12 protein-coding genes are annotated in these 12,891 nt (G+C 58.5%); 2 read left to right on the forward strand and 10 right to left on the reverse strand.

Features of this window, described 5'->3' with window-relative positions:
* Positions 1 to 178 precede the first annotated feature (178 nt).
* The 10 genes from KZX66_RS21840 to KZX66_RS21885 form a co-directional block, all read right to left on the reverse strand.
* Positions 179 to 2,140: a DUF4105 domain-containing protein gene (locus tag KZX66_RS21840; protein ID WP_248083344.1), complete on the reverse strand. Its 1,962-nt coding sequence runs from the start codon at positions 2,138 to 2,140 to the stop codon at positions 179 to 181.
* Entirely contained in the window at positions 2,137 to 2,457 is a 321-nt protein-coding gene (locus KZX66_RS21845) for a DUF2388 domain-containing protein (RefSeq protein WP_248083345.1), read from the reverse strand. The genes KZX66_RS21840 and KZX66_RS21845 overlap by 4 nt, the downstream gene beginning before the upstream one ends.
* A 26-nt stretch (positions 2,458 to 2,483) precedes the next feature.
* Positions 2,484 to 2,792, reverse strand: coding sequence for a DUF2388 domain-containing protein (locus KZX66_RS21850; protein WP_248083346.1), 309 nt, complete (start codon positions 2,790 to 2,792; stop codon positions 2,484 to 2,486).
* Between the two features lie 103 nt (positions 2,793 to 2,895).
* Positions 2,896 to 3,216 (reverse strand): DUF2388 domain-containing protein, encoded by a 321-nt coding sequence (locus tag KZX66_RS21855; RefSeq protein WP_248083347.1) that lies wholly within the window; start codon positions 3,214 to 3,216, stop codon positions 2,896 to 2,898.
* A gap of 285 nt (positions 3,217 to 3,501) precedes the next feature.
* On the reverse strand, positions 3,502 to 3,717 hold the full coding sequence (locus KZX66_RS21860) for a DUF1127 domain-containing protein (protein ID WP_248083348.1): 216 nt from the start codon (positions 3,715 to 3,717) through the stop codon (positions 3,502 to 3,504).
* 318 nt (positions 3,718 to 4,035) lie between these two features.
* A complete protein-coding gene (locus tag KZX66_RS21865) occupies positions 4,036 to 5,529 on the reverse strand; it encodes an acetyl-CoA hydrolase/transferase family protein (RefSeq protein WP_248083349.1) in 1,494 nt (497 codons plus the stop codon).
* Between the two features lie 235 nt (positions 5,530 to 5,764).
* On the reverse strand, positions 5,765 to 7,201 hold the full coding sequence (locus KZX66_RS21870) for an NAD(P)(+) transhydrogenase (Re/Si-specific) subunit beta (protein ID WP_248083350.1): 1,437 nt from the start codon (positions 7,199 to 7,201) through the stop codon (positions 5,765 to 5,767).
* Positions 7,201 to 7,521, reverse strand: coding sequence for an NAD(P) transhydrogenase subunit alpha (locus tag KZX66_RS21875; RefSeq protein ID WP_025854291.1), 321 nt, complete (start codon positions 7,519 to 7,521; stop codon positions 7,201 to 7,203). The genes KZX66_RS21870 and KZX66_RS21875 overlap by 1 nt, the downstream gene beginning before the upstream one ends.
* A 15-nt stretch (positions 7,522 to 7,536) precedes the next feature.
* Positions 7,537 to 8,658 carry a Re/Si-specific NAD(P)(+) transhydrogenase subunit alpha gene (locus KZX66_RS21880; protein WP_248083351.1) on the reverse strand — a complete coding sequence of 374 codons (1,122 nt, stop codon included), beginning with the start codon at positions 8,656 to 8,658 and terminating at the stop codon, positions 7,537 to 7,539.
* A gap of 450 nt (positions 8,659 to 9,108) precedes the next feature.
* Positions 9,109 to 10,008 carry a LysR family transcriptional regulator gene (locus KZX66_RS21885; protein WP_248083352.1) on the reverse strand — a complete coding sequence of 300 codons (900 nt, stop codon included), beginning with the start codon at positions 10,006 to 10,008 and terminating at the stop codon, positions 9,109 to 9,111.
* 157 nt (positions 10,009 to 10,165) lie between these two features.
* On the opposite strand from KZX66_RS21885, the gene KZX66_RS21890 reads away from it, so the two are divergent.
* Together KZX66_RS21890 and KZX66_RS21895 are read left to right on the forward strand one after the other, a co-directional pair.
* On the forward strand, positions 10,166 to 11,347 hold the full coding sequence (locus KZX66_RS21890) for an acyl-CoA dehydrogenase (RefSeq protein WP_248083353.1): 1,182 nt from the start codon (positions 10,166 to 10,168) through the stop codon (positions 11,345 to 11,347).
* 13 nt (positions 11,348 to 11,360) lie between these two features.
* The gene (locus KZX66_RS21895; RefSeq protein WP_248083354.1) at positions 11,361 to 12,581 is read left to right on the forward strand and encodes a CaiB/BaiF CoA-transferase family protein; all 1,221 of its coding nucleotides are present in this window, start codon (positions 11,361 to 11,363) and stop codon (positions 12,579 to 12,581) included.
* Positions 12,582 to 12,891: the final 310 nt, after the last annotated feature.

Raw genomic sequence — 12,891 nt, forward strand, 5'->3', positions numbered from 1 at the left:
TACGGGTGGAGTTGGGGCTAACAGGCGGTTACGGGCGGACATCGGGAATCACCATTGTTGTTGTTAACAGCCGGTCTGTTGCCGGCAGTGGAGGCGATCCTAGACGCGAAAGCTTTCAGCCAGCTTTCGCTGAGCCGTCAGATGATGAGAGGTTTGTAGGACTGTTCTTTAATGCGAGTCAGGGCAGCTCCAGGCCGCCCGCCGCTTTGTGCAGTGATCGCAGGTGTTCGCCGACCTGTTTGAGGTTGGCCTCGCAGCCGGCAATCTCGGCGGCGCGGGAAGGATCCAGCAGCGCCCTCACCTCTTTATCCAGCTCGCCGGTCAACGATTGCAGCTGTTTCTGGCGCTCGGCACTTTCCGATTCCAGGCGCCTGGCTTCTGACGGTTGCGGCAGCCCGTAACCGCCGCTGCCGAGCAACTCCGCCGGGCGGCTGAGGAAACCGCTGTTGGCGAGGATCTGTTGCAGGGTGGCGTTGGCCTTCTCCATGCCGCCGTTTTTCAACTCGCGGGCACCGAGGTAGCGTTGTTTGACTTCGTCCTGAGCCAGCATCAGTTGCTTGCGAAAGCTGGCCTGTTCCAATAGCAACAAGGCGGCACTGGTGCGCAGGTCGGCCCTATCGAACCATTGACGGCGCTGCGCGGCGCTCAGCGATAACCAGTCTTCAACTTGGGTCTGTTCGATCGGCAAGTGTTTGCGCAGCACGTCGAACATCGCTTGGTAGCGCTCGCGGAATGAGTCGAAGTGGTAGCCCAGGCGCAGTGCTTCGCGTTTGTCGTTCAGCACGCTGGTGTCGGCCAGGCCACGGGCTTGCAGCACTTCGAGCAGGCCGTTGGGGGTGATGTTGTCCAGGCCGGTCAATTGCGGATTACCGCTGCCGCTGCGCAACAGTTTCAGGCTTTCGACCGCGCAATTGTTGGACAGGAAGTAGTAATTGCCGTCGTAGCTCCAGTGCATTTCTGCGGCGTGTTCGACGGTGTCGTTGATTTCCTGGCGTGAGAGTTTCAGTGGCACGGAGGCCAGGCCGCGCAGCTCGGTCTTGGTGTATTCGTCGATGACCTGGGCCAGCGGCAGCACGAACAGACGTGATGGGTACTTACCCACCAGGCCGTCCCAGCTCGACAGTTGTACGTCGCCGACAAAGGCGCGATAGGACAACACCAGGTGTTGGTCCAGATCCAGCCGACAATCGGGGCCACGTGGACGGCCGGGTGCGCAGATCACCAGGCGCAACATGCTGTGGCCCCAGCGGCTGACGAGGTTCTGGTTGGCTTCGGCCAGCAGGTAGTCGATTTCGTAGACCCGCTCAGGGTCCACGTGGCCCAACGGCGTCTTGGCGAAGTCGTTGCCGGCGTTGAGGAATGGGTAGGCCTTGGCGCAGGCGTCCTGCTCAGGCGGTGCCCAGCCGAAGTGTTGCTGGTAATAGCGGAACAGTGCGGGACGCCGGCAAGCGTAGCTCGGGTCCAGCAGGAAGTACTCCATATTGACGGCGACGAACTCCAGCGGGCTGGTGGTTTCGTAGATATCCGGGCTGCGCACGACCTGGCGATTGTGTTGTTCGCGCTCACCGCGACGACCGACATATTGCGGCCAGCCGGCAAGGTCCAGCAGGCGCGGGTCATCGCTGAGGGTGAAACGGCGATCGTTCTGGCCACGGCATTGATCGGGCAGGCCGATCAGGCCGGTGATGCTGTTCTGGCGACTGCAACGCTGGATCAGCGAGCGCTCATCGGCGGGCCACAGGCGCGCACGGTCATAGATGTGGGTCAGTTCATGCAGCACCGTGGCGAGCATTTCCCGGCGCACGGTGCCGTGGGGGCGATTGGTTTTCTGGGTGGCGGCACTGCCGTCGGTCAGGCTGGCAAGCAGGTTGCTATTGAGGTCCAGCTCGGAGACCAGCGACGCCTGGCCGTAAGCGTTGTCGGGCATCTTGTCGGTCCAGCCGACATCGATGCGCCGGTCCAACTGCTCGACAAAGCGCGGCGGCAACGCACGCATCGCCTCGTCGAGCAATGCCTGGCTGGCCTGCTGTTGGGCTGGGCTCAAGCCTTGTGTCTTGAGCCGCAGTTGCAGGCCGGCCTGGGCCGCGCCGCTACAGAGCAGTACAGACCCGGCCAGGAGCCAGGCGACAAGTCGCCTCACAGAGCGAGAATAGCTTCGGCGAGGGTCTGGTCACTGGCGTCGCGGGCTTCCGGCAGGCGGGTGCGCAGGGTGTCGAAGGCAGCTTCAAGCTGTGCGCCACGGATTTCACCGTTGGTGGCGACAAAGCTGGCGGCGTCATCGTGGGCTTCGCGCACGACTTTGGAGTCGCGGATGGAGGTGGTGGTGTCCGACGTGAAATCAATGGTGCGACCCGAGGCGCGAACAATGATGTTACTGGTGGCCACCAGAGTCTGTGCCTGGGCAACATCGGCCAACAACAGCAGGCCAAGGGAGGCGGCGATCAGCGGGCTACGCATGGAATGACTCCGAAATACAAAGATGATTATTGGACGAGAATTGCCTGCGCCAGTTCAAGGTCGCTTGCATGAAGTTTTGGTTGAGTGCGTCGCAGGTAATCCAGCGCGGACTCCAACCGTGCCCCTCGCCATCGGCCGTCAGTGGCGATGAAGGCGGCAGCGTCATCCTGGGCGGCCACGATGACTTTGCGGTCGAAGGGCGCCGACGTCACCTTGCTGGTGGCGTATGCGCTCGCAACGGTGCTCTGGATGGTCAAATCAAAGGCTGAAGCCCATGGCGACCAGCAGACAAAAAGCAGCACAGGGGCAATGAACAGGCGGTATGAAAAAGCCATGGGACTCGACAACTGAAAACGAGCGCCAAGGCTAGCGCAATGCTCGGGCGAGGGCCAGTGCAAAGGCGTCCGGGAGCGGCCCGCGCTCCCTTTACGTTCTGGGTTAGATAGCCAGTATCGCTTGAGCCAGTTGTGCGTCAGTCGCGGTGTTGAGTTGAGGTGCTTGGTGGCGGATCTGTGCCAGGGCGCTCTCCAGCTTCACGCCACGGATCGCGCCTTCGCTGGCGACAAAGCTGGCAGCGTCATCACGGGCTGCGCGCACGACTTTGTTGTCACGCAGGGACGAGGTGGCATCTGAGGTTGCGTCGGAGGTGGCCTTCAGCGCGCCGACGATAGAGTCGGTCGTCACGATGAAGCTGCTCGCGTTGGCGTTGGCAGCAAGGGCCAACAGGGTAGCTGCACTCAGCAGGCGAAGACGGGACATGAGGGGTGACTCCTATTAGGTGAGCAATGAAGATGGCGCAGAGTTTCGCCACGTGCCGTTTGGATAGTAGGCCGCGGCGTATCAATTCGGATAGATTTTGTACGACTCATGAATCTGTACTGGTTAATTGTTGTTATGTCGAAACTGTATCGCTTGTTCAATTTGAGCCTGTGAAGCGCAGACGCCGAAAACAACAAAGCCCACCACCGATCTCTCGGGGCGGGCTTTGTTTTGAAAAATCAGTGCTGGCAGTGGACCCGGTGGGTCAGGGCCAGCGGGCGCCAATTAGCGCCAGAACGGCTTGCTCAGCTCTTCGTAACGTTGAGCTTCGCTGATACCTGCATCAGCCAGCAGACGCGAATCCAGGCGAGCCAGTTGGTGGCGGCTGGAAATGCGGCGCTGCCACAACATCAGGTTGGCCAGAACGCGCAAAGGCAGGGCGGCTTGGTTGTTTACAGATTTTTCTTCGGAGAACAGTTCGGAACTGAGTGTACGTTCCATGATGACATCCTTCCGCTTGTGGCGGGATTAGGTAGTGGTTTAACTGATGCCAATGATCCTCTTCCCGCGCAAGACTCTCTAGATACAGTTCACCTGTATTGTGAGGGCCCAGTTAACTGTTTATGGGTGCTGTACTGTACGTAAATGGGGCAACTGTACCTGTCCGCACTAAAACAGTGCGAAATAGGCTTTTTTGAGTATTGTTGTGGGATATTTCGGTAGGAAAAGACCGGTACAGCAGTACAGTTTTTTGCTTAAGTGATGGCGTTGCAGCCGAGCTGATGAAACTGTGTTTGCATCAGCCCGGATCTGTATCAATCACGCCTTGAGCATGTGCCCGGTTTCTTCCAGGTTAATGTGCCAACTCAGTGCTTCACGCAGGATGTGCGGGGTGTGGCCGCCGATGGCGCAGGCTGCCTCGAAGTAACTGTTCAGCGCGTCGCGGTAGGCCGGATGCACACAGTTATCGATGACGACTCGCGCCCGTTCCCGCGGCGCCAGACCACGCAAGTCTGCAAGGCCTACCTCAGTGACCAGAATGTCCACGTCATGCTCGGTGTGGTCTACATGGCTGACCATTGGCACTACGCTGGAAATCGCGCCGCCCTTGGCAATCGACTTGGTGACAAAGATCGCCAGGTGCGCGTTGCGCGCGAAGTCTCCGGAGCCGCCGATACCGTTCATCATCCGGGTGCCGCAGACATGGGTGGAGTTGACGTTGCCGTAGATATCGAACTCCAGCGCGGTGTTGATGCCGATAATGCCCAGGCGACGCACCACCTCAGGATGGTTTGAAATTTCCTGGGGACGCAGTACCAGCTTGTCCTTGTAATGTTCCAGGTTGCCGAACACGTCGGTGTTACGCCGCTCAGACAATGTGATCGAGCTGCCTGAGGCGAAACTCAGCTTGCCGGCGTCGATCAGGTCGAAGGTCGAATCCTGCAACACCTCCGAATACATGGTCAGGTCTTCGAATGGCGAATCGATCAGGCCGCACATCACCGCGTTGGCGATGTTGCCGATACCGGCCTGCAGCGGGCCAAGCTTGTTGGTCATGCGCCCGGCGTCCACTTCCTGCTTGAGGAAGTTGATCAGGTGACTGGCGATCCCTTGGGTGTCGCTGTCCGGTGGCGTCACGGTGGAGGCGGAGTCCGCCTGGTTGGTGATGACGATGGCGACGATTTTTTCCGGCGGGATCGGAATTGCGGTGCTGCCGATGCGATCATCGACTTTTACCAACGGAATCGGTGTGCGCGTGGGGCGATAGGTCGGGATATAGATGTCGTGCAACCCTTCCAGGTTCGGGTTGTGCGCCATGTTGATCTCGATGATCACTTGTTTGGCGAATATCGCGAAGCTGGCCGAGTTGCCCACGGAGGTGGTGGGCACGATATGCCCTTGCTCGGTGATCGCGACGGCTTCGATTACGGCAATGTCCGGTAGCTTGAGTTGGTTGTTGCGCAGTTGCTCGACGGTTTCCGACAGGTGCTGGTCGATAAACATCACCTCGCCGGCGTTGATTGCCTTGCGCAACGTACTGTCGACCTGGAACGGCATGCGTCGGGACAGTACGCCGGCTTCGGTCAGTTGCTTGTCCAGGTCATTGCCCAGACTGGCACCGGTCATCAGGGTGATTTTCAGCGGGGACGTCTTGGCGCGCTCTGCCAGTGCATGGGGGACGGCCTTGGCTTCACCGGCGCGGGTGAAGCCGCTCATGCCGACGGTCATGCCGTCTTCGATCAGTGCGGCGGCGTCTGCCGCGCTCATGACCTTGTTCAACAACGAAGGCAAGCGGATACGATCACGGTACATGAATTGTTATCTCAGGCTACGGAAGCAAGGTGGGCAGTGTAGTGATTTCAAAAGATTTCGGCGCGCTACCATGGTCGAATGCGAGGCAGCGATTTAGAGCCTTTGGTCGGGTTTCATGGGGGCATGCCAACCGCGACACATTGCCTCCCTTAATCCACTCCCATGCAAAGCGTGGGGCGATAAAAAACCCCAGCCTACAAGAGGCTGGGGTTTGGAGTATTGCGCTGAAGCAGTGTTACTCGACGGCTTTGACCATGTCTTCGATGACCTTCTTGGCGTCACCAAAGACCATCATTGTCTTGTCCAGATAGAACAGTTCGTTATCCAGGCCGGCGTAACCGCTGGCCATCGAGCGCTTGTTGACGATGATGGTCTTGGCCTTGAAGGCTTCGAGGATCGGCATGCCTGCGATCGGTGAGTTCGGATCGTTCTTGGCGGCCGGATTGACTACATCGTTTGCGCCCAGCACCAGTACCACGTCGGCCTGGCCGAACTCGGAGTTGATGTCCTCCATCTCGAACACCTGATCGTAAGGCACTTCCGCCTCGGCCAGCAGAACGTTCATGTGCCCAGGCATCCGCCCTGCCACCGGGTGGATCGCGTACTTCACGGTCACACCGCGATGGGTCAGCTTCTCGGTCAATTCCTTCAGCGCATGCTGGGCTCGTGCTACCGCCAGGCCGTAGCCTGGAACGATGATCACGGTGTCGGCGTTGGTCAGCAAGAAGGTCGCGTCATCAGCCGAGCCGGATTTAACCGGGCGCGCCTCTTTCGAGCCCGCCGGGCCTGCGGCATCCGGCGTGTTGCCGAAACCGCCGAGCAGCACATTAAAGAACGAGCGGTTCATCGCCTTGCACATGATGTACGACAGGATCGCGCCGCTCGAGCCCACCAGGGAGCCGGCGATGATCAGCATCGAGTTGTTCAGCGAGAAGCCGATGCCCGCCGCCGCCCAGCCGGAGTAGCTGTTAAGCATCGACACGACCACTGGCATGTCAGCGCCGCCGATTGGGATGATGATCAGCACGCCGAGCACGAACGCCAGGGCCAGCATCAGCGCAAAAGCAGTCAGATTGCCGGTGAACATGAACGCCAGGCCCAGGCCCAGTGTCGCGAGACCTAACATCAGGTTCAGCTTGTGTTGCCCACCGAACTGTACCGGTGCGCCCTGGAACAGGCGGAACTTGTACTTGCCCGAGAGCTTGCCGAAGGCGATCACCGAACCAGAGAAGGTGATAGCGCCGATGGCCGCACCCAGGAACAACTCCAGGCGGTTCCCCGCAGGAATCGCGTCGCCCAGGTGTTTGACGATGCCCAGGGATTGCGGCTCCACCACCGCAGCGATCGCGATGAACACCGCGGCCAGACCGATCATGCTGTGCATGAACGCCACCAGCTCCGGCATCTTGGTCATTTCAACGCGTTTGGCCATGATCGAACCGGCGGTGCCGCCGACCAGCAGGCCGACAATCACGTAGCCGATGCCGGCCGTCGCAAGCTCAGCGCCGAGCTTATAGATGAGGCCCACGGTGGTGAGCACCGCCAGCGCCATGCCGAGCATGCCGAACAGGTTGCCGCGACGCGACGTGGTGGGGTGCGACAGGCCTTTGAGGGCCTGGATGAAGCAGATCGACGCGATCAGGTAGAGCGTCGTTACCAGATTCATGCTCATTATTTCTGCACCTCTTCTTTAACCTTGGGCGCTTTCTTCTTGAACATCTCAAGCATCCTGCGAGTAACCAGGAAGCCGCCGAAGACGTTGACCGCCGCCAGGGCTACGGCCAGGGTGCCCATGGTCTTGCCCAGCGGGGTCACGGTCAGGGCAGCGGCGAGCATGGCGCCGACGATCACGATCGCGGAAATGGCGTTGGTCACGGCCATCAGCGGAGTGTGCAAGGCTGGGGTGACGTTCCAGACCACGTGATAACCGACATAGATCGCCAGCACGAAGATGATCAGGTTGTAGATACCGGGGGAGATAAGCTCTTCCATCGTCTGAATCCCTGCTTAGGCGTTTTTGCGGATGACTTGGCTGTCGCGGCACATCAGGCACGCGGCGACGATGTCGTCTTCGAGGTTGATTTCAAACTGCCCTTCCTTGGTGAAGACCAGTTTCAGGAAGTCCAGCAGGTTGCGCGCGTACAAGGCCGACGCGTCGGCGGCGACGGCGCCGGCGAGGTTGGTCGGGCCGCAGATAATCACGCCGTTTTCCACTACCACCTGGTCGGCAACTGTCAGCGGGCAGTTGCCCCCCTGAGCGGCAGCAAGATCGATGACCACCGAGCCGGGTTTCATCTGCGCGACGGTCTCGGCGCTGAGCAATGTTGGCGCTTTGCGGCCAGGGATCAGTGCGGTGGTGATAACGATATCGGCCTGCTTGGCGCGTTCGTGCACGGCAAGCGCCTGGCGCTGCATCCAACTGGCGGGCATCGGGCGGGCGTAACCGCCGACGCCAACGGCGCATTCGCGTTCTTCGTCGGTTTCGTAAGGCACATCGACGAACTTGGCGCCCAGGGACTCGATCTGCTCTTTCACGGCGGGACGCACGTCAGACGCTTCGATCACTGCGCCCAGGCGTTTGGCCGTAGCGATGGCCTGCAAGCCTGCCACGCCAGCGCCGAGGATCAGCACGCGTGCGGCCTTCACGGTCCCGGCGGCGGTCATCAGCATCGGCATAAAACGTGGGTAGTGGTGAGCGGCCAGCAACACGGCTTTATAGCCGGCGATGTTCGCCTGTGAGGACAATACGTCGAGGCTCTGGGCACGGGATGTGCGTGGCGCAGCCTCAAGGGCGAAGGCGGTGATGCCGCGCTCGGCCAGCTTGGCGATGGTTTCGTTGCTGAACGGATTGAGCATGCCCACCAACACGGTGCCGCTTTTAATCAGCGTCAGCTCGCTGTCGCTGGGTGCAACCACCTTAAGAATCAGCTCGGCGCCAAACGCATCGTTGGCGCTGCCAATGGTCGCGCCTGCCGTTGCATAGGCGCTGTCGACAATGCTGGCTTTAAGGCCGGCACCGCTTTGTACAGTGACCTTATGGCCCTGGCCGATCAGCTTCTTGATGGTTTCCGGGGTGGCAGCCACCCGCGTTTCACCGGTCTGGGTTTCGAGAGGAACACCAATGTGCACGTCAAATCTCCTGCATGATCTTTTTGCTTTTGATCTTTTTGTAAAAAGGCCAGTGCGCCGCGAGTGGCGCAACTGGGGCGGCCGATCAGCACGATCCCGCTGAAATGACAGCGGGGCGCGGCATTTTGCAGGCGAACTTTATGGCCTTCAAGGGATTATGATGGGTGACGAAAAATTAACTACAAGTCACCCTGTGACTGATTGTCGCAATAATGAAAAATAATCCCTTTAAATACAGTTAATTAAGGAGATTATCTGCGTGGCGGTGTCTTTTTTCATCGGTGATGTGAATAGTCGGGTATTGGCTCGCGGGCGTCGCTGTAAGCTACGAAAATCATGGGGTTAAGCCTTCTTTTAAGACGATAGGTACAGTCTGCTTAAATGCGACATATACGTATATCTGTAGGCTTATTATTTAGCTGACTACAGAATCAATATTTGCTTTGTCCTTTATCTACTGGGGCTGTAGCTCCGCGACTGGTCAATCAGCCAGTCCCTGAATGCATGCAGAGAGGCCGACTCCACTTTTCTGTCAGGAATCATCAGGTAATAAGCCTTCGAGCTGCTCAGTGTTTCCGGGTTTGCGATCACCAGTTGTTGCTCGTCCAGTTCCTGTTGGATAAGGAACGGTGGGATCAGCGCGATGCCCATTTCATGCATCGCGGCCTGGGACAGCATCGAGAATAGCTCGTAACGTGGGCCTGTCATGTCGCGAGCAATGTTCAATTGCTGGGCATTGAACCATTGACGCCAGGCGTATGGGCGGGTGGTCTGCTGCAGCAGTGGCAGCTGCGCGATCTCTTGAGTGGTGAAGTGCTTGCGCTTACCCAGAAGTCGAGGGCTGCACACGGGTACGGGGTTTTCTCCCATGAGTCGGTGGGACTCTGTGCCGGACCAGTCGGCATCGCCGAAGTAAATCGCGGCGTCAAACTCAGTGTCTGCAAACAGGAAAGGTCGCGTTCGGTTCGTAAGGTTGACCGTCACCTCTGGGTGCCGCCGTTGAAAGTCCTTGAGGCGAGGGATTAACCATTGCGTCCCAAAGGTGGGTACAACGGCCAACTCGATGGTGTTCGCGCCTTGCTGCCCCATCACTGACAGGGTGTCACGCTCAACAGCGTCCAGTTGCGTTGCGACTCTTCGACTATAAGACAGCCCAGCCTCCGTTAGCTTTACGCCGCGTCGCGAGCGCCGAAACAGCTCGACACTCAAAAACTCCTCCAGGCTGGCGATCTGTCGGCAGATGGCGCCTTGTGTAATGGAGAGCTCAACGGCCGCCTTGGTAAAGCTCTCGTGGCGGGCTGCCGCTTCAAAACTGACAAGGGCGGTTGTGCTGGGGATTTTTCTGCGCATATACCGTGCTCTCACTTGTTAAAGCCATATTTCGCATTTTTTAGTGTTACGAAGTGAGAAATTAGCACAAGCCTATGCGGAAACCTCGTTTGCTCTCCTCGCGTTCGCGGCCTAGGCTCCCTCCACGACATCTGATTTTCTTTGCGAGGACTTATTCATGGCTGGCAAGGCAAGCTTCAACTGGATCGATCCGCTGCTGCTGGATCAACAGCTCACCGAAGAAGAGCGCATGGTGCGCGACAGTGCTGAGCAATTTGCCCGGGACAAACTGGCGCCACGTGTACTCGAAGCTTTCCGTCATGAAAAGACCGACCCTGCGATCTTTCGCGAGATGGGCGAAACCGGCCTGCTGGGCGCGATGATCCCCGAGCAGTACGGCGGCAGCGGCCTGAACTACGTCTGCTATGGGTTGATTGCGCGCGAGGTTGAGCGCGTCGACTCTGGTTATCGTTCGATGATGAGTGTGCAGTCTTCGCTGGTCATGGTGCCGATCAATGAGTTCGGTACCGAAGCGCAGAAGCAGAAGTACCTGCCGAAGCTGGCCTCCGGCGAATGGATCGGCTGTTTTGGTCTGACCGAGCCTGACCATGGGTCAGATCCCGGCGCGATGATTACTCGTGCGCGCAAGGTGGACGGTGGCTACAGCCTGACCGGCGCGAAGATGTGGATCACCAACAGTCCGATCGCGGACGTGTTCGTGGTGTGGGGTAAAGACGACGCCGGCGATATCCGTGGGTTTGTGCTGGAGAAAGGCTGGAAAGGCCTGAGTGCACCGGCAATACACGGCAAAGTTGGCCTGCGTGCCTCTATCACCGGTGAGATCGTGATGGATAACGTATTCGTGCCTGAGGAAAACATCTTCCCGGATGTGCGTGGCTTAAAGGGGCCGTTCACCTGCCTTAATTCTGCGCGCTACGGTATCTCGTGGGGCGCGCTGGGTGCCGCAGAGTTCTGCTGGCACACCGCTCGCCAGTACACCCTGGATCGTCAGCAGTTCGGCCGACCCTTGGCGGCGACGCAGTTGATCCAGAAGAAGCTGGCCGACATGCAGACCGAGATTACGCTGGCCTTGCAAGGTTGCTTGCGCTTGGGGCGCATGAAGGATGAAGGCACGGCCGCAGTGGAAATCACCTCAATCATGAAGCGCAACTCGTGTGGCAAGTCCCTGGACATTGCACGTATGGCGCGGGACATGTTGGGCGGCAACGGCATTTCCGACGAGTTCGGTGTGGCGCGTCATCTGGTGAACCTGGAGGTGGTCAACACCTATGAAGGTACCCACGATGTACACGCTTTGATTCTGGGGCGTGCGCAGACCGGTCTTCAGGCGTTCTATTAATAGGAGCAGGGGCATGGGCGCGCTTTCGCATTTGCGAGTATTGGATTTGTCGCGAGTATTGGCCGGCCCCTGGTCTGGTCAGATTCTCGCGGACCTTGGGGCTGAGGTTATCAAGGTGGAGCGTCCCGGTAATGGCGACGACACGCGCGCCTGGGGGCCGCCGTTCCTCAAGGATGCTTATGGCGAAAATACCAGTGAGGCAGCGTATTACTTGTCGGCCAATCGGAATAAAGAGTCGGTGACTATCGACTTTACGCGACCCGAGGGGCAGAAGTTGGTACGGGATCTGGCGGCCAAGTCCGACATCCTTATCGAGAACTTCAAGGTAGGTGGGCTTGCGGCGTATGGGCTTGATTACGATTCGCTCAAGGAGATCAATCCTGAATTGATCTACTGCTCCATCACCGGTTTTGGGCAGACAGGGCCGTATGCGGGGCGTGCGGGTTATGACTTCATGATTCAGGGGCTGGGCGGGCTCATGAGCCTGACCGGTCGCCCCGAAGGTGATGACGGTGCTGGCCCGGTGAAAGTGGGAGTGGCATTGACTGACATCCTTACGGGTCTCTACTCGACCGTGGCCATTCTGGCTGCGCTGGCGCATAGAGATCATGACGGTGGCGGGCAGCACATCGATATGGCCTTGCTTGATGTGCAGGTGGCGTGTCTGGCTAATCAGGCGATGAATTACCTGACGACAGGTGTCTCGCCAAAGCGCCTCGGTAATGCTCATCCGAATATCGTGCCTTATCAGGACTTCCCCACGGCCGATGGTGACTTCATCCTGACGGTGGGTAATGACGGGCAGTTTCGCAAGTTCGCCGAGGTGGCCGGTCAGCCGCAGTGGGCGGATGATCCGCGCTTCTCTTCTAATAAGGTGCGGGTGGCCAATCGTGCGCTGCTGATTCCGTTGATTCGCCAGGCTACCGTGTTCAAGACAACGGCTGAGTGGGTGGCGCAGCTTGAACAAGTGGGTGTGCCTTGTGGGCCGATCAACGATCTTGCTCAGGTGTTTGCCGACCCTCAGGTCAAGGCGCGCGGATTGGCGATGCAGTTGCCTCATGCATTAGCAGGGATGGTGCCTCAGGTTGCGAGCCCAATTCGCCTGTCAAAGACGCCGGTAGAGTATCGAAGTGCACCTCCCTTGTTGGGCGAACATACGGCTAAGGTCTTACAGAGGGTATTGGGCTTGGGGTCGTTGCATGTGGACGCGCTAAGAGGTGCTGGGGTGGTCTAGGGGGTCTCTTCTATATATAGATGGCTATGTTGGTGGTTTTTTAATCTGTTTCGTTAGTTTGATAGAAAAACCAAATAAATGGTTGACGCCAAATTCTGGAAGCCTATAATTCGCCCCACTTCCGGCGCAGTCGAAACGGAAAACTCTATGGTAAACAATGAGTTAAGCGGTTTTCGGCAGTAAGGTGCTTCAGTTCATCGAAGCCAAAAGGAAGTTGAAAAAGAGGTGTTGACAGCAGCGTGTAACGCTGTAGAATTCGCCTCCCGCTGAAGAGAGATCTGAAGCGCAAGTGGTTGAAGTTGTTGAAGAA

Source organism: Pseudomonas sp. EYE_354, from assembly GCF_023148575.1.
Taxonomy (GTDB): domain Bacteria; phylum Pseudomonadota; class Gammaproteobacteria; order Pseudomonadales; family Pseudomonadaceae; genus Aquipseudomonas.